Raw genomic sequence first — 21,640 nt, forward strand, 5'->3', positions numbered from 1 at the left:
CTCCTTGTGTCTCGAACCCTTTGAGGCAGGCAGTTACCCGCGGCCGACGATCATCGCCTTGCGCACACCCGGCAGCTCCTGCAGCCCATCCAGAAATTCGGTGCTGGAAATCGTGAGGTGCGCCATATCCACCGACATGGACACATTGGCGATGCCCTGCAGGGGAATCGTCTGATTGATTGTCAGGACATTTCCCCCCTGCTCCGCCACGTAATGAAGCACGCGGGACAATATCCCGGATCGGTGCTCCAGCGAGAAGGTAATCGTCATGATTTTCTCGCTCATCATCGCGTTAAACGGAAAGATGCCGTCTTTGTATTTGTAAAACGCGCTGCGGCTTAATCCGACACGTTCCACGGCTTCATTGACCGTATCCGCCTCGCCGGATTCCAGCAGTTTTTTCGCTTCAATCGTTTTGGCGATCGACTCCGGCAGAATATCGGAACGAATCAAATAAAATTTTTCCTCCCGTTTCGTCATATGTCCTCCTGAAAAGAACAGTTGTTTACTTATAGAGGACATTATAAACAACTCTTCCGGCCATGACAATCCCAAATCGCAAAATCTTTTTGAGAATTTCGCCTACATGAGAACCCCTGTTATGGCGCACACTATACCAGATCTTTCAGGAAGCGAGGTGAAAACGCATGCCACGCGGCAAATCGGACAAGTCAGAGCGGCGCAACAACCATCCGGCGGCCAAGCCAAGCGATCTGGATCAATTCGGCGGCGACAAAGGCGGGAAACGAATGGCTCAGTCCCCCAACGTTATAGAAGACCCCAGCGGCAACGGTTGAGTAGGAGGTTTGCTAAAAAAGAAAGGCGCACGATTGGTCGACCGCGCGCCTGTGGCCAAGATAAAAGCAAAAACCAAACGGGCATCCTTTCCGTTTGGTTTTCTTGTTGGAAGTGAAACTGTCAAGATAATAGAAAGAGCACATAGAGAACGCCGGTGTAGCAGATCCCGACGATCGGAATCGGCACAACCCACCTGAAAGCACGTTCATCACGCCTCAGCATCGCTATACAGAAACGGACGGCACAAAACAGGATCGTCGCGGCAGACAGGAGAAAGAGTACGGTTTCCATCATGGCAATGCCCGCAGGACCGCGATTTTTCGATTCAGGTTGCGCATCTCCGCCACGGATGTATCCGACAGGCTATTCATTCTCGCCATCAAGCGATGCTCCGACTCTACCTGAGAGCGCAGCGAACCGGTTGAGGCGGCAAGCTGAAGGTTGATGCCAGATACCTGCTGCAAGGCGTCGCCGGTCGAAGCAATGCTGCCATTCAAGGCGGTCAGGTTGGTCACGATCAACCGTTCACTGTTTGTCACGGAGGCAAGCCCGCGATTCATCTCCGTCAACAGCTGGGCTGTCGCCGTCAATCCCCCGTTCATCGTGCCCAGCATGGCCGCTGTCTCTTGCAGCGGTTTCATGCGATCGATGGTAACCGCCGTCAGGGCGCTGGCTTCCTTGATATGCCGGGCAACCTGTTTCATCTCTTGGTTGGTTTCGGCCTGACCGGCGATCTGCCAGTATGTGCCCCACCCAAACGTGCACAGGGAAAAGAGACTGATCAAGGCGAGCATGGCTCGCACATACATCCAAGGCAAGACCACATGGCTTTCCTCCTTTACGATCCGGGTAAAATCGGGATGGGCAGCAGATTCCCGCTGCCCCCCGATGGGACGGGCAACAGGTTTCCGGCTCCGTTCGAGGGGACAGGCAGCAGGTTGTTGATGTCTGGCAGCGGCAGCACGCCCGATGACGGCGTGAGCGCTTCCTGCAACTTTTGGACCGTATCCGCTACAGGGGGCGGCAGCATCTGTTTCAGCTGGGCCAGCCGTCCGATAAAGCGGAAGCTGTCCGCAGAGCGATCAAGCTCCTGGTTCAGGGCGGTCAGCTTTCCGATCAGGGCGTCTGTATCCGCCCGAAGCTTGACGGTGGTGCTGCCCGTCTGGGAGAGATAGCCCGACGTTTTCACGATTTGATCCGTCACCCGTGCAGCCTGTGTGCCAACCTGGCCGGTCAGCGCAGCCGTTGTGCCTTGCAGTGACAAAATGTTTTCCATCAGTCCCCGCGCCTCCCGGTTCAACTGGAGCTGTCTTTCCAACTGGGCCTGTATCTCTGCATTGGCCTTCACCTGTTTCATCAGCTCTGCCTGCTGCACATCCAGCTGGGCAAGGCTTGTGCCCACCTGCCCGATACGCTCCGATAATTGATGGGTATCCTCGATCATATCCCCTGTCACCTCAACCAGTTCATTGGTTAACCCGAAGATATCCAAATGATGAACCGCTTCGATCATGCGCGAATCTCCCACAGCCGCAGCGATTCCTGCCGTTCCGGCCACCACGATCCCGATGGAGGCCAGGATGGTGACCGATGATTTGCGCCACACGAATGACCAACGTGCCATCGCCGACCCTCCTACGGGGATAACCCCCAATTTTGCAAAAGCGAAGCATTCTCCAGAATTTTTGTTTTCTCGTTCATCGCCGCCAGATTCTGATTGACCTGCGTCTGGATCTTTTCCATGCGGGTCAGGGACGAGACAATCTGTTCATTTGTACGGGCCATCTGCTGCATGATCGCGATGTTTGCGCTGAGGGCGGCAGCAATTTGCGCAACCTGCTCCCGCGCGGTTTTGGTGTTGCCGTCGATCTGGCCCACCTTGGCCGCGATGCCCGCCACGATCCGGTCCAGGTCCGCGATTTCACGATGCATCCCCTGGGTATTGGCTTTGATGCGGCCAAGCTTCTCGTTCAACTGTTTTGTCATGAGGTTCAGCTGCTGGATCGCTTCCAGCTGTTCGTTCATTTTCCGGGAGGACTCCGCCGACCGGTTCAGCTCCTGCTCCAGTTTGACCGCTTTCTCATGGATCGCCTCCCCCAGCTGCAGCTGAAACAGCGTGTTGGCCGCCAATGCCGCCAGCATGGCGGCGACGATTGTCCAGACAAGCGGAAAGGCGGGCTTCTTCCCGGGCACTTTCGCTTCCGATTCCACCGCTTCTTCTTCGACGTTTCGAACCGCCTGATTCATGTCACAGCACCCCTGGAAGTTTTCGATTCATCTTTTCCGTACTGCGCCTGATGGCATCCAGATTTTCCGCATCCGATTCCGCCGCTTGTTGGATCTGTTCCATGTATGCTTTCATCCACGTTGTCTGGGGGTTCAGTTCCCGAACCAGACGGTTTACTTCTGCAATGGCGGAACCGGACTGGCGTGAAACGCTTTCCATATCCTGATTCAACTGCAGGGTTTGCGCATTCAGATCGACAACCTGTGCCAGCAGGAAAAGCAGCCGCGACGTGCGGGCCACAGCCTGGTCCATGCCGGCATCGATTGTTCCCACCGTGGACAGCATGTTCTGCAATTCCCCGTTTTTGGCGAGCATCGATTCCTGATAGTGTGCCAGCTCCTGGGTTGACTTCAGATTTTCGTTTAACCCGCTGTCGATTTTCTTGAGATAGTAGGTCATGACCATCGAATTGACCAGCAGCCCGCTGAGCAGCAGGATACCCAGGATGGCCAGCCCCTTTTTTACCCACACCATCCGATCCTCCCCCTTATGGGATCGATTGTTCGATTTTCCTGCTTTTTGCTTCGGCTTCCTGCAGGAGCCGGTTCAACTCCTCGTTCTCCTTTGCCACCTGTCCGAGCTGCTGACGTGTTCCGGATACCGTCTGCTGCATCCGTGCAAGCTCGTTTTTCTGCCTCAGGGAAACATCCTCAATCTGCTTCATGCTTCCCTTGATCTTCATGCTGAGATTGCGCAGGTTGGTGCTGAGCGTTACCTGATCCGCCGTCACGGGGATCAGGTCATGCAGCGTGCCATTTTGTCCGGCCAAGCCGCTGCTTACTTCCTGCAGCCGGTCGGCTACCTCTCCGGTTTTCCCCGTTTGCCGGTCAAGCGCTTCCATCCTGCCGACAATGGTTTTATTGGTCTGATCCAGCTCCGCATTGTGCCGGGAGATGGTATCAAGCATGCCGATCAAGTCGTATGCCTTCCAGTCCGTTTCTTCCTTCTCGTTTGCCAGGAGACTCGCAACACCTGCGGTCGCCAGAAAAAGGGCCAACATCAGAATCAACCAGCGCTTCCATGTCTTCCTGATCATGGGTATCCTGCCTTCATTGTCCCAGCAGCTTCCCGATGCCCTCAAGCGGGTTGGTCACGGAAGGCATGCGCATGTATTTCTGGGAGGTGGCAGCCGCTTCCACATCGCCATAGTACCAGTCGCCGGGTTTTACATCGCGGAAACTGGCCCTGCCGTTATTGTCCAGCGGGAAGCGGAGGATCACCTTGTTCGTGACGGCCACCACTTCCTTGCGGGACATGGATAATTGGGGCTGCAGGCTGCTGCCCGGAAAATCCCGCAGGGCCTGCAATTCCTGAAGCAGGCCAACCGCTGCTTTCAGATTCGGATCGGTGACATCCACATACGGGACATGAAGCTGGCTGACCGGTTGTTTGGCGAGGGCACGTGCAAGCATCAGCACATATTCGCCTCTGCTGAGGGGGCGGTCCGGCCGGAAAGTTCCATCCGGATAACCGGTGATCAATCCTTCCTTGACGCCTTTTGCAATTTCTTTCGATGCCCAGTGGGACTTCACATCGCTGAATGTCTCCCTGACCTGCTCTTTCCTGTATGTGCCGTCGGGGAAAGCAAGACGCACGATGATCGATATCGCCTGCGCGCGGGTCAGGGTGCTGTCTGGACGGAAGGTTTTGTCCGGAAATCCGTAAATGTAAGCCGGCCTCTCTTCCCATTCGGCAGCAGGGAAAATCACCGTCGTCGATGCTTCCGATCGGCTGAGCACCTCATTGGACCTGGACAGCAGATCGGCATAGTAGGTGACGGTTTTTGACATGGGCTGCGTCTTCACCCCCTGGCCGGAAAAGGCAAGCGTGTAGGAAACATCCCCGCTGTTTTTTTGCGAGGAAGAGAGGGACCAGACAATCATCCCGTCCTGCACCTTTCCGCCTCCAGCCGCTGTCACCTCCGCGCCATCCGGAACAGCAGCCCGCAGGGTCGCCTGTCCTTGGGCGCTGTATTGGACCCGGATGGTCACCCGATTGAAGTTGGGAATGCCCGCAAGAACCAGGGAACGGTCTGCAGTCATGCTGATGCTCCCCTTGGCCGCGATGCCGGCCGAACCGTTCAGGAGATCGGGAAGCTGATTTTGCAGCGGGTTTTGCAGCGTGTCTTCCAGAGGATTTTGCAGCGCGTCTTCCAGAGGATCCAGCAGCGGGGTAGAAAACGGATTTTCAAGTGGATTCGATAGCGGATTGGGCAGCAGGTTGGGCAGCGTGCCGTCGGGCAGGATGGAATCATCGATGGCGGGCGGGGGTGGGAGGATGTTCGGCGGCAGGATCGGCGGAGCAGGCAGAGGACTCTGCGGTAGTGGCAGCGGATTCCCCAGAATCGGTGGGACGGGAAGTGCCGTATCCGCAAAAGCGCTTCCAAAACTTAACATAAAGGCAAGGAAAAACGAAATACCCAAGATGCTTCTCTTCTTCATCATGACCCTCCTATCCGAAAAGTGGAATGCGTTCCCAATTTGCCTCTCAGACGGAGAAGGCTTGTACAATGTTGCAAGAACATTTTGAATTTTTACGACAGTCATCAGCCTGTTTGTCGACGATTGGAAAACCTGAGGCAGAAGCCCCGAGTCGGACGGAAGACAACCTGCTTATTCTATCATTGGAGGTCTGCAATTGGATCAGACGAAGCGGCAGAAAAAGTTGGGGCATGGCAAGATGGCAAAAAACGCCCCTCCGAATCAGGAGGGGCGCCAGACTGATGACAAACGTCTGTTTGGGGCATGGAGGAATGGGGCCAGGCGAGCTCCTTTGACGACCGGCTCAGCAGAGAAACAAAGACGCGGGGTCACAGGGGGCGTGAGTCTCACATCCCTGAGTCGCCCAGATGTTGAGCCCCCTGCCCGCGTCGCGTTTCGGAGCGGACACGGCCCGCTTCCTCGCGGGGCGTCAAGAGAGCGAGCAGGAACCATTACCCATGATCGACCGACTTTGTCTGCACACTGAGGCCCCTCCGAATCAGGAGGGGCGCCATTCGCTCTATTCTTCGTCATTCAATTCCACGTTGATTTCGGACGCTTCCAGCACTTGTTCCTTCCATGTGCCTTTCGCTTCAATCTCCATGCCTGGGGCGAGGTCGGCAAAGGTCAGCGTTTGATGATCCTCCGCGCTGATCCGTGTCGTGTCGCTGACGTGGACCGTTTTGCCGCCCACCGTCAGGGTCATGGCAGCCGCGTCAACCGCCTCCACCTTTCCTTCCACTTCGCCTTCCTTGTCCTCCGGCGCTTGTTTCACTTCGATTTTGAGGGCAATCCATTCTTCTCCCATCTGCAGGGCTTTTGCCTCAGCCTTGCTGCCGACGGTGAGATCCGCCAGCGCGATGGCCTTGTCGTCGGAAGTGATCTTGGTCGCGTCGGTAACCGTCAGCGTTTTCCCGCCAATGGTCACTTTCTTGCCTTCCACATCGACGCTTTCCACCTCGCCTTCCACTTCCACGGCAGTCCGCTGAACGTTGAGGATACGGGCCGTGAACAGCTTGCCGCTCCATTTGCCGGTAGCCACGACTTTATCGCCGACCGCCAGCTGTTCCAGCGCGGCATCGCTTCCATTCAGACGGATCTTGGCATCCGGTGCCACCACGATGCTTTTTCCGTCCACCACCAGCGTCCGGGTGGCGGCGTCGATGGACTGCAGGCTCCCTTTCACCACGGCGGCCTGGCGTTTCACCTCGATCTTTACCGCCTGCAGCGTGCCTTCTTTCAGATAGCCTTCCGCTTTCAGCTGGTCCCCTTCCACGATATCGGCGAAGGCCAGCTGTTCCTTCCCGGACCGGATGCTGGCATCGTCCAGGACGTGGATGGTTTTGCCGGAAACGGTCAGGGTTTGGGCGGCAGGATCAACGGCCGTTACCTTCCCATACACGACTCCTTTTTTCTTGGCAATCTCGATCTTCTTCGCCGTGTTTCCGGTATCGGCGGCCGTGTATTCCGCTTTTACCTGATCGCCAACCCAGATATCGGCAGCGGTCGCCGTTTTCCAATCCTTGACTTTGATCGACGTCTCGCTTGTCAGCAGCAGTTCCACCTGTTTGCTGCCGTTTGACACGGTGAGCTTGCCTGCCGCCGCATCCACGGCCGCCACCTTGCCGGCAATCTTCTCCACTTTCTTTTTCTCGGGCTTTCCTTTCTCGGGCTTCCCTTTGTCAGGTTTGCCTTTGTCCACCCATTTGACCGATTGTCCCGCAAGTTTCCCGTCAGATCCATGGGCCTGCGCCAGGGGGACAAGGGTAAGCATCAACATCAGTGCAAGAAGCATGGAGAACCATTTTCTCATCTGCATCGCCTCCTTCTCTCTCCTACCATGATCTTACAGCTTGTCCCCAAAAAGAAACATCCTGCGAAAGTCAGGAATCGCAGGATGTCAATTGTCGTACCTTGTATGATATTGTGGGAAAATCGGCCTACTCCACAAACTCGAACTCCATCTCGCCGATCCGCACCGTATCGCCGTGCTTGGCACCGTGGCGGCGCAGGGCGTCGTCCACGCCCATGCTGCGCATGATCCGGGCGAAGCGCTGGACGGCGTCGTAGCTGTTCAGGTTGGTCATGCGCACCAGCTTCTCGAGCTTCTCGCCATGTACCACGAATGTTTCGTTGTCCCGCGAGATGCGGAATTCGTCCGGTTCCGGTTCGGCCCGGTATACCACGCGCTCTTCCACCTCGGCCACTTCCTCCACCTGCAGCTTCTTCGGAATCGTCTCCAACCGATCCGCCACCGCGTACATCAGCTCCTGTACCCCCTGCTTCGTCGCGGCCGAAATGGGGTAAATCGGCACATCGGGCACGCGTTCCCGGAAACGGGCCAGATTCTCTGCGGCCTCCGGCAGGTCCATCTTGTTGGCCGCGATGATCTGCGGACGTTCTTCCAGCTTGATGTTGTAGAGTTTCAGTTCCCGGTTGATCTGCTGGTAATCCTCGTACGGGTCGCGCCCGTCCGTGGCCGCCATGTCGATTACATGGACGATCAGGCGCGTCCGTTCCACGTGGCGGAGAAACTGATGGCCCAGCCCGACGCCTTCGTGAGCCCCCTCGATGAGTCCGGGCAGGTCGGCCATGACAAAGCTCTTTTCGCCCAAATCGACGACGCCCAGATTCGGCGTCAGCGTCGTGAAGTGGTAGGCCGCAATCTTGGGTTTCGCCGCCGTCACGCTGGCCAGCAGGGTAGACTTGCCGACGCTCGGATAGCCGACGAGACCGACGTCCGCAATCAGCTTCAGCTCCAGTGTGACGTTCCGCTCCTGCCCCGGTTCGCCGTTTTCCGAAATCTCCGGCGCCGGGTTGGCCGCGGTGGCAAAGCGGATATTGCCTCTGCCGCCGCGGCCGCCTTTCGCGATGACGGCGCGCTGACCATGCTCCACCAGGTCGGCGATCACTTCACCCGTATCCGTATCGACCACGGTTGTCCCGGGGGGCACGCGGACGATCAGATCCTCCGCTCCCGCGCCATGCATGCCTTTATTCCGGCCGTTTTCCCCGCGCGGCGCCCGAAAATGGCGCTGGTAGCGGAAATCGACGAGCGTGCGCAGCCCTTCATCCACGACAAACACGACATCGCCGCCGCGGCCGCCGTCGCCGCCTGCCGGTCCGCCCAACGGTACGTATTTTTCACGGCGAAAGGAGACGGCGCCGTTCCCGCCATCTCCGCCCTTCACATAAATCTTTACCTGATCGACAAACATGGATGTCACCCTCTTCTTATGTACGGCAAGGGAAATTCATTGCCAATAACCATTCGTCTTCCGTCCTTGACCATTCGGTGACGATCGGCGCCAACCGCCCGCTTCTTTCCAAGAGTTTCTCCACTTCCTCATTCCCGGATGCAAGCAGGGTTCCGGCCAGATCGAACCGGATCTGGATCAATCCCTCTTCGTTGGCCATGGAGATGAGCAAACTGTTGGCGTTATGCGCTCCCGGTCGCTGGTGTTCCTTGATCAAAAACACCAGATTGGTAACAAACCGGAAGAACTCCTGGGTATCCATCGCCAGTGTGGAGAGATCCATTTGATCGCAAACCTCCACCTCGAGCAACAGATCATGATGAATGGCGTTAAATGTAAGGAAAAACACGGACAGCGGGGGACAATTGATGCGAGCGATCATGCTTTCCTGACAGACCAGCGCCGTTACGCGTTTGAGATATTCCTCTCCCTGTTCGGGACGTCCCAGCTTCAAATAGCCGAGCAGGACCTGAAAATGATTCAGCCAGTCATGCCGCTGATGGTTCAGTACCTGCAGCAGCAAGTCTGTTTGCTCCGTCAATAGCTTGCGCTCGTCCTTCATCAACCCTCACCCATGCACCATTGGATTTTCCGTACTCCTTATTGTACCATAAGACCGGTCGGCTCAAAAAGAAAACCCAGCGGCTTGGCTGGGTTTCTGCTCTTCATCTCTTACGCTTCCGTTGCTACCGGCTCGATTACCACTTGCTTGCGGTCGCGGCCAAGGCGTTTGAAACGTACAATCCCATCCGCTTTGGCAAACAGGGTATCGTCGCCGCCGATTCCAACGTTGGCACCCGGGAAAATCTTCGTGCCGCGCTGGCGAACAAGGATGTTGCCCGCTTTGACGAATTGACCGTCACCGCGCTTGGTTCCCAGGCGTTTCGCGATCGAATCGCGGCCGTTTTTCGTGGAACCTACACCTTTTTTGGAGGCGAAGAATTGCAGATCCATGGTAAAACGCAGGTTCATTGTGAAGCACCTCCTTGCCATTTTGCATCGTGTACAGAAACGTACTGACCGTACTGTTGGGCTACGCTGATCAAGGCGATCACCATGCCTTCCGCCAGCAGCTGCTGCTTCTCATGGAGCCCGTCATCGTCGGGATGACCAAGCCTCCAGCGGAGAAAGCCGCCGCCGCTGGGCGCTTGTTCCACATCGGGAAGAAGGCCCAGAAGAGGTTCAATCCCGTTCAGGATACCGATGCTGATCGCCGATACGGCGGCACAGACGATGTCGGAACCGTACGCGGCGGCATTGGCATGCCCGGTGATCTCGATCTCTCTGATGCCGGATGAATCGCGTTTAACGGTTACGGCAATCATCGCGGCACCCGATTATGCGTTGATTTTTTCGATCACGACTTTGGTGAACGGCTGACGGTGACCTTGTTTGCGGCGGTAGTTTTTCTTGGCTTTGTATTTATACACGATCACTTTCGCGCCTTTGCCGTGTTTTTCTACCTTGCCGGTTACCGTAGCGCCCGCAACAGTCGGAGCGCCCGCTGTCACTTTGCCGTCTTTGCTGACGAAGAGAACCTTGTCGAACGTAACGGTTTCACCTTCGGCGGCAGCCAGTTTCTCGATGTAGAGGACTGCGCCTTCTTCCACCTTGTACTGCTTTCCGCCTGTTTCGATAATAGCGTACATGAATTGCACCTCCCTATACTCAGACTCGCCTATCCAGGTGCGGCTCCCCGGGAACCGTCTTGTCCAACCTGTCTCGAGCGGTTACAGCATGCTTGAGGCACAAGCATATCTGCATGAACAAAAAATAGGATACCACGAATCACACAGGCCGGTCAAGTGTCAATCCCGCCGAGGCCGGCGAAACGCTGCCTGGCTTCCTGCAGGCTGCCCGCATAGATGATCCGGTAGGCATGAGGAGCAAGCCTCCCCTCTTCCTTTAGCAGAAGATGGACGGACAGCGCCTTCTCCTGCTCCGCCCAATCCAGACACGCCATCACCTGCGGCGGCAGCAGCCCGACGATGGCTTGGGCATCCTGGTGCATGACAAGCCCCCGCACCTCCCGCAAAAACCGGCGGGCCACTTCAGCGGGAGCCAGCGTCCGGCCGCTTTCCCTGCAGACAGGGCAGGGGGTTGTTAGCAGCTCCCCGATGCTTTTGCGCTCCCGCTTGCGTGTCATCTCCACCAGTCCCAGCCGGGTCATGCCGGCCACCCGTGTCGGCGTGCGATCTTTCGCCAATTCGGCTTGCAGCCGCTCCAGCACGCGCTCCTGATCTGCCGGCCTGGTCATGTCGATGAAGTCGATGATAATGATTCCGCCGATATCGCGCAGCCGCAGCTGGTGGGCAATCTCTGCGGCCGCCTCCAGATTGGTTTGGAGGATCGTTTCTTCCACCTGCCTGCCGCCCTGGCCGGTAAACGTTCCCGTATTCACATCAATCACGGTCATGGCTTCCGTGCGATCGATCACAAGAAAACCCCCGTGGGGAAGCGGGACCTGCCGCTGCAGCGCCCTGTCGATCTCGGCTTCCACGCCTTCCCGCTCAAAAAGGGATGCTTTCCCCTGGTAGAAGGAGAGCCTGTCCACCAGCTCCGGATAGAGCTTCTCCATCACCCGCTTCACCTGTTGATAGGTGGCGCTGTGATCCAGCAGCACCTCGCCAACCTCGTGATTCAGCCAATCGTGCAGCACGCGCGCCGCCAGTCCTCCCCCGTCAAAAAGGCGGCGGGGAGGTTTTGCCCCTTTCGCCCGCGCCGCCGCTTCCTGCCAAAGCCCGCGCAGATACTCCAGTTCGCGTATCAGGTCGTCGTCATCGGATCCTGCGGCCATGGTACGCACGATAACCCCCTCCCCGTCGTGCAGATGGCCCGCCATCAGTTCCCGCAGCCGGGAACGTTCCGCCTCCCCGACCATTTTCCGCGAAACCATCACCTGTCTGCCAAACGGCAAATAGACGAGTTTTCTGCCCGGGAGGCTGATCTCGGCGGTGAGCCGCCCCCCCTTGGTTCCCGTTTCCTCCTTCTCGATCTGGACGAGCAGTGCCTCTCCCTCATGGATTCGCCCGGTGTGGGAAGGGCTGCGTTTCTCTTCCGCCCTTTTCCCGCTGCTGCGGGGAACATCATCGAGCGCAAGATATCCGTTCTTCGGGAGACCGATATCGACGAACGCCGCCCGGATGCCCGGGAGCACGTCCGTCACGCGGCCGAGATAGATGCTGCCGGAAAGGCCATCGCTGCCTTCCTCCATGCGGTATTCGACAAGCCTCCCGGACTGGGTGACCGCGATCCTCACCGTCTCCCCGTCGGAGCTGATCAATATCTGTTTCAAGCCGCTCCCTCCTTTGTGCGCTGCCTTGATTGTACACCAGACAGTTCGTTTGCGCACGGAGGAGCGCCGCGCCACCCATGCCTGTCACAGCAAGGTGCTGATGGGCAGATGCTTCTTCTGTTCAAACAGCAGGGCATGCAGGAGCTTCTCTTCGGCGACCAATCCGCCCTCGCCTCCTGTGATGTAAATGAGATGGTAGCGTCCCTTGCGCAGATGAGAAGCGGCCTCCCAGACGGTTGTCCGGGGCGTGAGCCGTACCGGATACAGCCCATGCCCCTGCGGAGCCCGGCTGTACTTGATCATCAGGAAGCGGATGAACTGATACGGAAAGCGCAGGAAAGCCTGTACATTGACCGCCAGCAGGTATCCTCCCACCGCCACGGCGTTGACATGAAGCTGAAACACGCCTACGCCAAGCAGCACGGCCGATAACGAAATGCTGGCGCCGAGGGACCAGAGGGCGGCCATCCGGTAGGGAAGGCGGAGGCCAAGCAGCGCCTGGAGGATCCTGCCGCCATCAAGCGGCCAGATCGGCAGCAGATTAAAGCCGGCGATCAGAAAGTTGCTCGTCACAAAAAAGCGGGTCCACTCCTCCGACCACAGGCCGATGCGCCAGAAAACCAGGGATAGAAACGCCATGACGACGTTCATGAACGGACCGGCGAGCGCGACCACAATCTCATCCAACGGCTCGGCCGCCGCCTCTTCTTCCATGTGGGCCACGCCGCCAAAGGGCAGAAATTGAATCTCCGTCACCTGCCAGCCCAGCTCCCGCGCCACCGCAACATGGCCCATCTCATGGATCAGCACGATCACAAACAGCGTGAGGATCTCCACAAAATATCCCGCCGCCACGGACAGCCCGATGACAGCCCAGAAGAGCAGATGAACGCGCAGGCGGATGCCCGACACCCGTCGCTCATTCAAACGAAATCACTTCCAGCGGATTTGTGGCGCGCTCCTTGTCAAACATCGCCAGATAGAGGAGCCGCTGGTTTTCATTGGCCGCCTTGGCCACCCCCACCACGTCTCCCTGCCTGATCCAGTCATTTTTGGAGACGGCCACCGCTTCCAGATTGCCGTACCAGACTTCCCGCTGTTCCGCCAGCCGGACCACGACCGTCAGCCCAAAGCCATCCTTCTCCCCCACTTCGGCCACCCACCCGGTCTCGCCGTTCACCACCTGCCCTTTCGCCCCGACATCCAGCACCAGCTTGCCCAGGGTCGGGTCATACGGCTTCACCACTTTCCAGCTTCCCGGCAGATGCCACGGTTTCTGGCTGCTGACACCCGACTGTGCCGGCACCGCCTTATGCGTGGTAAGAACGGGCAGCACGCCGGGCAGGCGGCCAAAACGGGCTTCATACCATGCGGCCACTCCCGCAAAATTAAAATCCCGCGTCATCACTTCCTTGACCCCCTCTTTCCAGGAAGCCGGAACCGCGATGCCGGATTGAAACAGCAACCAGCATGAACCGATCAGCAGCAGGGAAAGAAACACCTGAATGCCCAGCTTCTCCTGCGGCGGAATCGACGGGGGATTCTCCTCATCCATCAGGCCGGCAAAGGGCAGCGTCCCCGGCGTATAGCGATCCTCCACGGGATCAACCAGGTCGTTTAGGTACGGAGGCATCCCGTCCCGCATTTGCGTGCGTATCCGTTCCAGTCGGGCGCGCCGCCTTTCCCGGACGCGCTCCACTTCATTGAACATGTGAGTCCCCCCCTGTCCCAACCGTCTACTCCATCTTATGACTTGTCTATGTGCAATATGATCAGGGGATCGACAGGGGAAACGGGCATCAAATAACCCCGCCGACTTAAGCGAACGCTCCACCCACTCGGCGATAGCCATCGCTGCGCCGAGTGGGAGCCCTCTGCCGAGTGGGGTCCCTTGCTGGTGTCGGCGGGGGCCCCCAACCATAACCCCGCCGACTTAAGCTAACGCTGATGTCGGCGGGGGCCCCAATCTTTCTTACTTTGCTTTAGCGCTTTAAAGATCTTGAACTTTCCGATATACTCAAAAAAGCAGTCCCTCCACAGAGAGACTGCTTTTTAACCAGCAGGACGATTACAGTTTTACAACGTTGGCTGCTTGAGGACCGCGGCTGCCTTGCACGATTTCGAATTCAACCTTTTGGCCTTCTTCGAGTGTTTTGAAACCTTCCGCTTTGATAGCGCTGTAGTGAACGAATACGTCGTCTCCGCCCTCAACTTGGATGAACCCGAAGCCTTTTTCTGCGTTAAACCATTTTACAGTACCTTGTTGCATGAAGAAAAACCTCCCAAAAATATACGCCGCCCGTGGAGACGTAAAATGATACGCTAACCGACTGCTTTCCCGCGATTCGTTCATGTATGAAAAAAAGCCGCACCTGAAAGAGATTTGATCACATGGGTGACGCATCTCATAAAAGGTACGACTTCTCATCCAATCATCAAATCACTTATAGGGAAAAAAATCCGGTTAACTTACATCGAGTTTAACACACTTTCCCCGCTTTGTCACGCGTTTTGCTTCCAGAAAAGATTTTTTCAATCAAATCGCAACTTGTCTTTGCGCATGCCGATGTTGAGCACCACGCCCATAATGAGAAAGTTGGTGATCAGGGAACTGCCCCCGTAGCTGATAAACGGCAGAGGCAACCCGGTGATGGGCATCAGCTGGATGGTCATCCCGATATTCTCAAACACCTGGAAGGTAAGCATGCCGACCACCCCGGCAACCACATAGCTGCCGAACGGATCTTTCGCTTCGAAGGCGATGCGGATCATCCGGTAGATCAGAAAGAAAAAGAGGATCATCAGGCAGCTTGCGCCAATGAAGCCCATCTTCTCGGCTATCACGGTGAAAATGAAGTCGCTCTCCCCTACCGGTACCCAGCCGAAACTGGCCTGTGTCGCCGTGTTTACCCCTTTGCCCAAAAGCTCCCCGGAACCGATGGCGATCATCGACTGGATCAATTGAAAGCCATCTCCCATCGGATCAACATCCGGATTCAGCCAGGTCACAATCCGTTTCCACTGATACGGTTTGATGATTTTGAAGAAGATCGTCTGTTTGTAGTGATACAGGAGCGTCATGGCGGCAAAAAAGCTGCCGATCAGGATCCCCCCCAACACGATATGGCGGGACCGGATGCCGCCTACAAGCATCATGGCGGCAAAAATGCCGCAGTAGACGAGCGCCGTGCCCAGATCAGGCTGCACCAGAATGAGCAGGAGCGGAACCCCGAGCACAAGCGAAACGGGTATCAAATCCTTGAGATGACGGTATCTTTCCGGGTTTTCCGCCTGCTTGGACATCAACCTGGCGACTGCCAGAATAGTAAACAACTTCATCGGTTCGGAAGGTTGGAACAGCACGGGGCCAAGATCATACCAGCTGGTTGCGCCATTGATCTCTCTTGTCTGAAACACGCCGAGCAGCAGAACGATCCCGAATCCGTACAGCAAGTAGGCGAAGGTATAGTACAGCCGGTAATCGAACGACAGCGTGGCAAACAAGACAAGGAAGCCCACGATATACCACAAGACCTGCTTGTTCGCGGTTTCCACGCCGGCAGCCGAGCCGGAAATCCCCAGGTAACTGAACAGACCCAGGGCAAGAAGAATCAGGAGGATCATCCAATCAAGCTGCTTCAGGTGCCGTTTTTCGAGGTCCACGCTTCTCCCTCCCATAAAATACCCAGCCGAGACTAGCGCTAGCGATCCACCCACTCGGCCAAGCGATCACTGGCGCCAAATGGGGGTTCTTCCTGAGTCGGCTGGGGCCTTTAGAAAAACTCGGCTTGTCGCCCAGTCCTATGGCGAAAGCCGAAGTTTTTCTTATACTTTCATCCTTTATCGCGTTAGCGAAATTAAACTTTCTGAAAGTGCAACGAAAGAAACAGGGTTGTCCCTGTCCCATTCGCACGATTTGCTATTTCAAGCCAAAAAACTTGCGTACTTTGCTCAACACGCCCGTTTTCTCCTCCAGCGGCAGCAGCGGCACCGATTCGCCCAAAAGGCGGCGGGCGATATTCCGGTAAGCCAGGGAGGCGCGTGATTCGTGACTCATGACAGCCGGCTCACCCATGTTTGCCGACTTGATCACAAATTCATCATCCGGCACAACGCCAAGCAAGTCAATGGCTAATAAATCCAGGATATCTTCCACATCCAGCATGTCGCCGTTTTTCATCATGTGGGAGCGGACGCGGTTGATCACCAGTTTGGGCATGCCCACCTTTTCCCTCTCCAACAGGCCGATGATCCGGTCGGCGTCGCGCACCGCCGCTTTTTCGGGCGTGGTGACCACGATCGCCTGATCCGCCCCGGCGATGGCATTGCGGAAGCCTTGTTCGATGCCCGCCGGACAATCGATGATCACATAGTCGAATTCCCGCTTCAGCTGGGTGATGATCTCCTCCATCTGTTCGGGCGTCACGGCCGATTTGTCCTTGGTTTGCGCTGCCGGCAGCAGGGAAAGCGTCTCGAACCGTTTATCCTTGATCAAGGCTTGCTGCAGGCGGCATGCTCCCTCCGCAACATCGACCAGGTCATAGATGATCCGGTTCTCCAGCCCCATGACCACGTCAAGATTGCGCAGGCCGATGTCGGTATCCACCAGACATACTTTCTGGCCATGCAGGGCGAGAGCCGTCCCGATGTTGGCAGAACTGGTCGTCTTCCCGACACCGCCTTTACCTGAAGTGACTACGATTCCGATTCCCACGTCGCTACCTCCTCATTCTTGCGCGCACTACCGTTTCTTCAATCCCAAATCGGGCCTGACCCGCGACAGATAATTCATTTTGGCCACCAGCATCTTCCCGTCCTGCAAATAGGCAAATTCCGTGGCTCCTGTCGTCTCCGCCCATTCTTCGCCCGGCCGGCTGATCACATCCGCGATCCGAAGCTGTGTCGGACGCATCGCCGCCGCCGCGATAATCACCTGGTCATCCCCGTTGGTTCCCGCGTGGGCAACCCCGCGCAGATGACCGATCACGAAGATGCTGCCCGTGCTTTTCACCGTACCGCCCGGATTGACATCGCCCAGCAGCAGCACATCCCCGTCAACATCCAGCACCTGTCCGGAACGGACGGTATGCGTCTGGATTTTGAACCCCGTCTTGAGACGCTCGGCAAACGCCTCTTCCCTGGTGATCACATCGGAGTCAATGGTATGAATGACCAGGTTGCCCCGCTGGCGGATGATGCCGGTAAGCTCTTCCTGCTGTTCAGGGGTGCAGTAGCGCTTGCCCAGCTTGAGCGATACCCGAACCAGCGGACCTGTCAATATTTGCTGATGGCTGTGCTCAATCTTTTCCCTTAGGTCGGCGAGCAGCTCATCGAATGAACATGTATCGTCCATGAAGAAGACCAAGCCCTCTTTTGTTCCTTTGATTGTTACCTTGTTTCTTCCCGTCGTCATGGACCTGTTTCACCTCGACCGTTACCATTCGCCATGATAAGGAGAGATTCCTGCTCATTAGCAAAATTTGCCGAAACAGGTCGCTATTTTTGAACGGCTGGCTGGGAAGGTTTCTGGCCGGTCAGTTCTCCCGGATAAAGCTCGTTGTAAGCCTCCAGGATTTGACGGGCGATCGGCCCGGAGGCATCGGAGCTGTGCGCCCCTTCCAGCAATCCGTTCGGAATGATGACCACAAACGCAACCTTGGGATGCTCATAGGGGGCATAGCCGATCAAGAGCGCATTGTCCGTACGTTTTCCCGTCTGGGCGGTACCGGTCTTGGCCGCCACGTTGAAGGGCAGACCGGCGAAGGCCCGGGAGGCCGTCCCGCCCGGCAGGGTAACCATGTGCATCCCTTCCTGGGCCAGTTTCAGCCATTGGGGATCGATCTGGATCTTGTTCAATACTTCCGGTTCGAATTTCATCAAGGTCTTGCCCGGCTTTTTCGGATCGTTGGACCCTTCCCGGATCTCTCGGACAAAATGCGGGCGGATGCGATACCCGCCGTTGGCGATGGTGCACACGTACTGCCCCAACTGCATGGGCGTAAACAGGTCGTACTGGCCGATAAACGCATGGGCCAGGTTGCCGTAGTAGTCGTTGGGGTTTTCCCAACCGGAGCTTTCATACGGCAGGTCTACGCCTGTCTTTACCCCCAGGCCGAACTGTGCATTGTAAAAATCGAGAACGGAAAACTGTTCCTTGTAGCTGTTTTTGGCCCGTCTGGCGAAGCGGACCGCCATCTCGTACATGTAGGTGTTGTTGGAAACCTGCAGGGCGCGGCGGGCATTGACCGGACCATGGCCTCCCGCCTTCCAGTTGCGCATGAAGACGTTCCCCACTTTCAGTCCGCCCCGGTCAAAAATGGTTTCATTGGGCGTCGTCAGCTTCTCCTGCAGGGCAAGCATGACGGAGATCGGCTTCACCGTGGACCCAGGCGGATACGCACTGCCGATGAAGCGGTTGGCTTCGTTGGGGAGAATCTGGGTTTCCCACTTCTCATTGAACGTTTTTCGGTCATAATACCAGTTCAGATTGTAATCCGGATAGCTTGCCATGGCCAGAATTTCGCCGGTATTCGGGTCCATCACCAGGGCATGGGCGTCTTTCATCTCCTTGGGATACGCCGGGTTTTTCTTCATGGCCTCAAAGTTGGTTTTCAGGATTTGTTCCACACGGCTCTGGAAGCGCCAGTCCAGCGCCAAAACCAGATCGTCCCCGGGCTGCGGGGCCTGCCGCTCCCGCTTCTCGATGGTTTCGGAATCCTTGTTGACGTGAACTTCCATCACGCCGTCCTTGCCGCGCAAATAGCGTTCATAATACTTTTCCAGATTGGTGATGCCCACCTGGTCAAACGGGTTGTATCCCTGCGCCTTGTATTCCTCCACCTGATCGGGAGGAATCGGCTTAATGTACCCCAAAAAGTGGGTGCCCACCGTGGTCCCGTCCGCCTCCTCGCGAATCTGCCGGATCGGTTCCAGCACCACGCTGACACCCGGCAGCTCGTTGCGCCGCTCTTCGATCATGAACATCTCTTTCTCGGAGATGTTTACTTTCACCCGGCGCGGGATGTAGCTCGCGATATTGTAGGAGCGCATCTCTTTCAGAATGTTCAGCTTGTGCCATTGGAAGCGGCGCTGCTGGTCGGTCAGCGGCAGCGGCACATCGATGTCAAGCATGGCGGCGTACCGCAGCAGGTCCATATCCGATTTTTCGCGCAGACTGGCCGGGTCGGGAAGCATCCGCAGCTGCGCTTTTACCTCTTTGATCAGGCCATCCCGTTCCTCCGACGTGAAGGAAATCTTGAAGGGAAGATTGGCTTGCAGCGCATATTTGAGCAGCTCGCTGTCCGGGATCTCCGCGAGAACGGCAGGCTGCCCGGCCGCCTTGTTCTTCACCGTGCCCTTCAGGCTGTTTTTGATCAACTCCCGATCCTTGCTGTCGAGCGTGACCCGAGCCTTCAGCCCAACCGCGCTTGCCGTCTTCACCAGCTGCCGGTTGTCCAGGGCGTCCACCTGGGCGACCGTGGGCAGCGCCTTCAGCTTCGGTTCGATCTGCGCAATCAGCTTCTCCGTCTCCTTCGGTCCGAACGCGACCGGCAGGGTTGCCTGCAGATCAAGCGCCAGCTTCAGCAGCTCCTTGTCCGTGCCGGTCTTTTCGCCGTCCATGTTGAGGATGCGGGCCAGTTTGTCCGCCACTTCCTCTTCATCGATCGACTGGTTTTGCTCTTCCACATAGGTGACGGTGTACACCGGCTTGTTGGAGACCAGCACTTCTCCGTTCCGGTCCAGAATGCGACCGCGCGGCGCGGCGATCGGCAGCTCACGGGTGCTGTATTTCTCCAGTGCGTGCTTGTACTGCTCTCCTTCCACCAATTGGACGAAAGCCAGACGCAAAATAATGGCGGCAAAAAACAGGAAGACAATGAAAAACAAGATATTCAATCTTGTCGGGATATGGGACAGGTGCTCTTTTTTTTCTCCCATTGGCCGGTATCCTCCTTATCGGCGAGCCCTGCGCCGATGATGCTTCCTTTCACGCCTTGCAGCTTACTCATGTCGTCCGTTCTTTTGCAGCGCTACCTCCCTGCAGAGCCGTGAAAACGGGAGGTAGATCAGCATGGCGAACAGCAGGTTGCACGCGACGCTGGGCAAGATCTGTTTGGTTAATATCCATTGTACATCAACAGGGAAAGTGGAAAACAGGCGGAATAAACTGTACAAAAACCACTCATGTCCAAAAAGCACCAGCGCTACCGTGACAAAAAGAACCGCGGGCGTCCGGTGGAACAGCAGCACGGCCAAACCGGCAAAATAGCAGGCGACCATCATGGTGAGGGCGTAGACGCCGATAACCTGACCGTAAAGCACATCCTGCAGCAGGCCGATCGCCAGGCCGTAGAAAAGCCCTTCTCTGCGACCCAGCAGCATGGCGACCAGAATGGCGCCGACAAGCGCAAAGCGGGGTACTGCCATCCATGACAGACCCCAAGCGCTTGGTGTAAGTATTTGCAGGACGGTGCCTTCCAGGATGAAGAGTACCAGCAGTGTGGAGGTGAGAATCAGTCGTGCCATCAATGACCTCCTCCGCTGCCTGCCGCCGGAGCGGGATTGGCAGCCGGTTGTGAATCAGCCGTGGCAGGCGGTTGGCCGGAAACCTCCGCCTGCTGGGACGGAACGAGATCACCGGAAGGCGTCACCGTAACCATTCGCTCCACCACGAATACTTCGCTGATCTGGGAAAAATCGGCGTTCGGCTGAATATAGACGGTTTGAGTCAGCCCAAGCACGTCCGGCTGGGCACGCACCACCCGGCCAATCGGCAAACCCCACGGCATCACACCGCCAAGCCCGGAGGTAATTACCTGCTGTTTTTCCCCAATCTTCTGGCCCAAAGGAATTTTGCGCATTATCAAAAGCTGCTGCTGCGGGTCGTATTCCTCAACGACGCCGTTGACAGGCAGGTAGGTCGTCTTGCCGTTCACAGTCTGCTCGGTCAGAATGGTGGCAGAGATGTGGTTGCTCCGCTCAATGTTCGTCAGCAGTTCCACCGTCGAGGAAAAATTGGATACCGATTGAATCCGACCGATCAAGCCTTTGGACGTGATGACGGCCATATCCTTCTTGATCCCTGCTTTCAGGCCTTTATCGATCGTCATCACGTCATTCCAATGATCGCTGCTGCGCGCCACCACTTCCGCATACCGCAGCTGAAACTTGTTCAAATTGGATTTGGCCTGAAGCATGTCGCGCAGCCGCTCGTTTTCCGCTCTTAGCATGGTTAATTCCGCAGCCGTCTGCGCATATTGGTCCAGGCTTGCCTTCAGCGCGCGATTTTCTTCATACACATTGTAGGCATCCTGCACGTCATGAATAAAATCGGAAAAAGCCTGGGCAGGGCGGTAAAAAATGCCCTGCACCACGCTAAACAAGTCTTTCACAAACATCTCGGGCCAGGTAAGACTGGTGCGTTCTCTGGAGGTATACCCCATGACGGTGATAAGCAAAACCAACCCGACGAGCACGATGATCAGCCGTTTGTTACCGAAGAACGACATGCCGACTCCTCCGT

Annotated in this window: 23 protein-coding genes, 1 pseudogene and 1 other annotated feature; of the genes and pseudogenes, 1 reads left to right on the top strand and 23 read right to left on the bottom strand. The window is 56.8% G+C overall.

Translation table 11 applies throughout. The features are described from left to right. Window positions 1–33: 33 nt before the first annotated feature. The gene (locus G3578_RS03740; RefSeq protein ID WP_165208762.1) at window positions 34–480 is read right to left on the bottom strand and encodes an ACT domain-containing protein; all 447 of its coding nucleotides are present in this window, start codon (window positions 478–480) and stop codon (window positions 34–36) included. A 167-nt stretch (window positions 481–647) separates the two neighbouring features. On the opposite strand from G3578_RS03740, the gene G3578_RS03745 reads away from it, so the two are divergent. Beyond that, a complete protein-coding gene (locus tag G3578_RS03745; protein ID WP_165208764.1) occupies window positions 648–797 on the top strand; it encodes a hypothetical protein in 150 nt (49 codons plus the stop codon). A gap of 291 nt (window positions 798–1,088) precedes the next feature. On the opposite strand, the gene G3578_RS03750 is transcribed toward G3578_RS03745, so the two are convergent. From G3578_RS03750 to mreC, 22 genes and pseudogenes are all read right to left on the bottom strand, one after another. Further along, on the bottom strand, window positions 1,089–1,622 hold the full coding sequence (locus G3578_RS03750) for a hypothetical protein (RefSeq protein ID WP_165208766.1): 534 nt from the start codon (window positions 1,620–1,622) through the stop codon (window positions 1,089–1,091). Between the two features lie 14 nt (window positions 1,623–1,636). Further along, window positions 1,637–2,422, bottom strand: a complete 786-nt coding sequence (locus G3578_RS03755; RefSeq protein WP_165208768.1) for a hypothetical protein — start codon at window positions 2,420–2,422, stop codon at window positions 1,637–1,639. 11 nt (window positions 2,423–2,433) lie between these two features. Beyond that, complete coding sequence (locus G3578_RS03760) at window positions 2,434–3,045, bottom strand: hypothetical protein (protein WP_165208770.1); 612 nt, start codon at window positions 3,043–3,045, stop codon at window positions 2,434–2,436. Between the two features lies 1 nt (window position 3,046). Continuing rightward, entirely contained in the window at window positions 3,047–3,559 is a 513-nt protein-coding gene (locus G3578_RS03765) for a hypothetical protein (protein WP_165208772.1), read from the bottom strand. Between the two features lie 13 nt (window positions 3,560–3,572). After that, on the bottom strand, window positions 3,573–4,121 hold the full coding sequence (locus G3578_RS03770) for a hypothetical protein (protein ID WP_165208774.1): 549 nt from the start codon (window positions 4,119–4,121) through the stop codon (window positions 3,573–3,575). A gap of 13 nt (window positions 4,122–4,134) precedes the next feature. After that, a complete protein-coding gene (locus tag G3578_RS03775; protein ID WP_165208776.1) occupies window positions 4,135–5,526 on the bottom strand; it encodes an S-layer homology domain-containing protein in 1,392 nt (463 codons plus the stop codon). 559 nt (window positions 5,527–6,085) lie between these two features. After that, complete coding sequence (locus G3578_RS03780) at window positions 6,086–7,378, bottom strand: DUF5666 domain-containing protein (protein ID WP_165208778.1); 1,293 nt, start codon at window positions 7,376–7,378, stop codon at window positions 6,086–6,088. Window positions 7,379–7,505: 127 nt separating this feature from the next. Continuing rightward, complete coding sequence (obgE, locus tag G3578_RS03785) at window positions 7,506–8,783, bottom strand: GTPase ObgE (protein WP_165208780.1); 1,278 nt, start codon at window positions 8,781–8,783, stop codon at window positions 7,506–7,508. A 16-nt stretch (window positions 8,784–8,799) separates the two neighbouring features. Next, entirely contained in the window at window positions 8,800–9,384 is a 585-nt protein-coding gene (locus tag G3578_RS03790) for a Spo0B domain-containing protein (RefSeq protein WP_165208782.1), read from the bottom strand. Window positions 9,385–9,494: 110 nt separating this feature from the next. Then, window positions 9,495–9,794: a 50S ribosomal protein L27 gene (rpmA, locus tag G3578_RS03795; protein WP_165208784.1), complete on the bottom strand. Its 300-nt coding sequence runs from the start codon at window positions 9,792–9,794 to the stop codon at window positions 9,495–9,497. Beyond that, complete coding sequence (locus G3578_RS03800; RefSeq protein ID WP_165208786.1) at window positions 9,791–10,147, bottom strand: ribosomal-processing cysteine protease Prp; 357 nt, start codon at window positions 10,145–10,147, stop codon at window positions 9,791–9,793. The genes rpmA and G3578_RS03800 overlap by 4 nt, the downstream gene beginning before the upstream one ends. Window positions 10,148–10,159: 12 nt before the next feature. Then, window positions 10,160–10,471 (bottom strand): 50S ribosomal protein L21, encoded by a 312-nt coding sequence (gene rplU / locus G3578_RS03805; RefSeq protein ID WP_165208788.1) that lies wholly within the window; start codon window positions 10,469–10,471, stop codon window positions 10,160–10,162. 11 nt (window positions 10,472–10,482) lie between these two features. Further along, window positions 10,483–10,564: a sequence feature (ribosomal protein L21 leader region), on the bottom strand. 59 nt (window positions 10,565–10,623) lie between these two features. Then, window positions 10,624–12,117, bottom strand: a complete 1,494-nt coding sequence (locus G3578_RS03810) for an Rne/Rng family ribonuclease (RefSeq protein ID WP_165208790.1) — start codon at window positions 12,115–12,117, stop codon at window positions 10,624–10,626. Window positions 12,118–12,201: 84 nt separating this feature from the next. Next, window positions 12,202–13,044, bottom strand: coding sequence for a M50 family metallopeptidase (locus tag G3578_RS03815; protein ID WP_241254440.1), 843 nt, complete (start codon window positions 13,042–13,044; stop codon window positions 12,202–12,204). Beyond that, the gene (locus G3578_RS03820) at window positions 13,037–13,828 is read right to left on the bottom strand and encodes a M23 family metallopeptidase (RefSeq protein ID WP_165208792.1); all 792 of its coding nucleotides are present in this window, start codon (window positions 13,826–13,828) and stop codon (window positions 13,037–13,039) included. The genes G3578_RS03815 and G3578_RS03820 overlap by 8 nt, the downstream gene beginning before the upstream one ends. Window positions 13,829–14,185: 357 nt before the next feature. Continuing rightward, window positions 14,186–14,386 carry a cold-shock protein gene (locus tag G3578_RS03825; RefSeq protein ID WP_134686073.1) on the bottom strand — a complete coding sequence of 67 codons (201 nt, stop codon included), beginning with the start codon at window positions 14,384–14,386 and terminating at the stop codon, window positions 14,186–14,188. 263 nt (window positions 14,387–14,649) lie between these two features. Beyond that, window positions 14,650–15,780 carry a rod shape-determining protein RodA gene (gene rodA, locus G3578_RS03830; RefSeq protein ID WP_165208794.1) on the bottom strand — a complete coding sequence of 377 codons (1,131 nt, stop codon included), beginning with the start codon at window positions 15,778–15,780 and terminating at the stop codon, window positions 14,650–14,652. 256 nt (window positions 15,781–16,036) lie between these two features. Further along, entirely contained in the window at window positions 16,037–16,831 is a 795-nt protein-coding gene (gene minD / locus G3578_RS03835) for a septum site-determining protein MinD (protein ID WP_165208796.1), read from the bottom strand. A gap of 27 nt (window positions 16,832–16,858) precedes the next feature. Beyond that, window positions 16,859–17,558, bottom strand: a pseudogene (gene minC / locus G3578_RS03840) (septum site-determining protein MinC). A gap of 55 nt (window positions 17,559–17,613) precedes the next feature. After that, entirely contained in the window at window positions 17,614–20,055 is a 2,442-nt protein-coding gene (locus tag G3578_RS03845; protein WP_165208800.1) for a peptidoglycan D,D-transpeptidase FtsI family protein, read from the bottom strand. Between the two features lie 63 nt (window positions 20,056–20,118). Next, window positions 20,119–20,643 (bottom strand): rod shape-determining protein MreD, encoded by a 525-nt coding sequence (gene mreD / locus G3578_RS03850; protein WP_165208802.1) that lies wholly within the window; start codon window positions 20,641–20,643, stop codon window positions 20,119–20,121. Then, window positions 20,643–21,626, bottom strand: a complete 984-nt coding sequence (gene mreC, locus G3578_RS03855) for a rod shape-determining protein MreC (RefSeq protein ID WP_165208804.1) — start codon at window positions 21,624–21,626, stop codon at window positions 20,643–20,645. Before mreC ends, mreD begins: the two co-directional genes overlap by 1 nt. Between the last annotated feature and the right edge of the window lie 14 nt (window positions 21,627–21,640).

The organism is Brevibacillus sp. SYP-B805, from assembly GCF_011059135.1.
Classification (GTDB): Bacteria; Bacillota; Bacilli; order Brevibacillales; family Brevibacillaceae; genus Brevibacillus_F.

Excerpts from the sequence above, each read along its gene's own strand:
- G3578_RS03740 (WP_165208762.1), bottom strand. The coding sequence starts at position 480 with ATGACGAAACGGGAGGAAAAATTTTATTTGATTCGTTCCGATATTCTG.
- G3578_RS03745 (WP_165208764.1), top strand. The coding sequence starts at position 648 with ATGCCACGCGGCAAATCGGACAAGTCAGAGCGGCGCAACAACCATCCG.
- G3578_RS03755 (WP_165208768.1), bottom strand. The coding sequence starts at position 2,422 with ATGGCACGTTGGTCATTCGTGTGGCGCAAATCATCGGTCACCATCCTG.
- G3578_RS03760 (WP_165208770.1), bottom strand. The coding sequence starts at position 3,045 with ATGAATCAGGCGGTTCGAAACGTCGAAGAAGAAGCGGTGGAATCGGAA.
- G3578_RS03765 (WP_165208772.1), bottom strand. The coding sequence starts at position 3,559 with ATGGTGTGGGTAAAAAAGGGGCTGGCCATCCTGGGTATCCTGCTGCTC.
- G3578_RS03770 (WP_165208774.1), bottom strand. The coding sequence starts at position 4,121 with ATGATCAGGAAGACATGGAAGCGCTGGTTGATTCTGATGTTGGCCCTT.
- G3578_RS03775 (WP_165208776.1), bottom strand. The coding sequence starts at position 5,526 with ATGAAGAAGAGAAGCATCTTGGGTATTTCGTTTTTCCTTGCCTTTATG.
- G3578_RS03780 (WP_165208778.1), bottom strand. The coding sequence starts at position 7,378 with ATGAGAAAATGGTTCTCCATGCTTCTTGCACTGATGTTGATGCTTACC.
- obgE (WP_165208780.1), bottom strand. The coding sequence starts at position 8,783 with ATGTTTGTCGATCAGGTAAAGATTTATGTGAAGGGCGGAGATGGCGGG.
- G3578_RS03790 (WP_165208782.1), bottom strand. The coding sequence starts at position 9,384 with ATGAAGGACGAGCGCAAGCTATTGACGGAGCAAACAGACTTGCTGCTG.
- rpmA (WP_165208784.1), bottom strand. The coding sequence starts at position 9,794 with ATGAACCTGCGTTTTACCATGGATCTGCAATTCTTCGCCTCCAAAAAA.
- G3578_RS03800 (WP_165208786.1), bottom strand. The coding sequence starts at position 10,147 with ATGATTGCCGTAACCGTTAAACGCGATTCATCCGGCATCAGAGAGATC.
- rplU (WP_165208788.1), bottom strand. The coding sequence starts at position 10,471 with ATGTACGCTATTATCGAAACAGGCGGAAAGCAGTACAAGGTGGAAGAA.
- G3578_RS03820 (WP_165208792.1), bottom strand. The coding sequence starts at position 13,828 with ATGTTCAATGAAGTGGAGCGCGTCCGGGAAAGGCGGCGCGCCCGACTG.
- G3578_RS03825 (WP_134686073.1), bottom strand. The coding sequence starts at position 14,386 with ATGCAACAAGGTACTGTAAAATGGTTTAACGCAGAAAAAGGCTTCGGG.
- G3578_RS03845 (WP_165208800.1), bottom strand. The coding sequence starts at position 20,055 with ATGGGAGAAAAAAAAGAGCACCTGTCCCATATCCCGACAAGATTGAAT.
- mreD (WP_165208802.1), bottom strand. The coding sequence starts at position 20,643 with ATGGCACGACTGATTCTCACCTCCACACTGCTGGTACTCTTCATCCTG.
- mreC (WP_165208804.1), bottom strand. The coding sequence starts at position 21,626 with ATGTCGTTCTTCGGTAACAAACGGCTGATCATCGTGCTCGTCGGGTTG.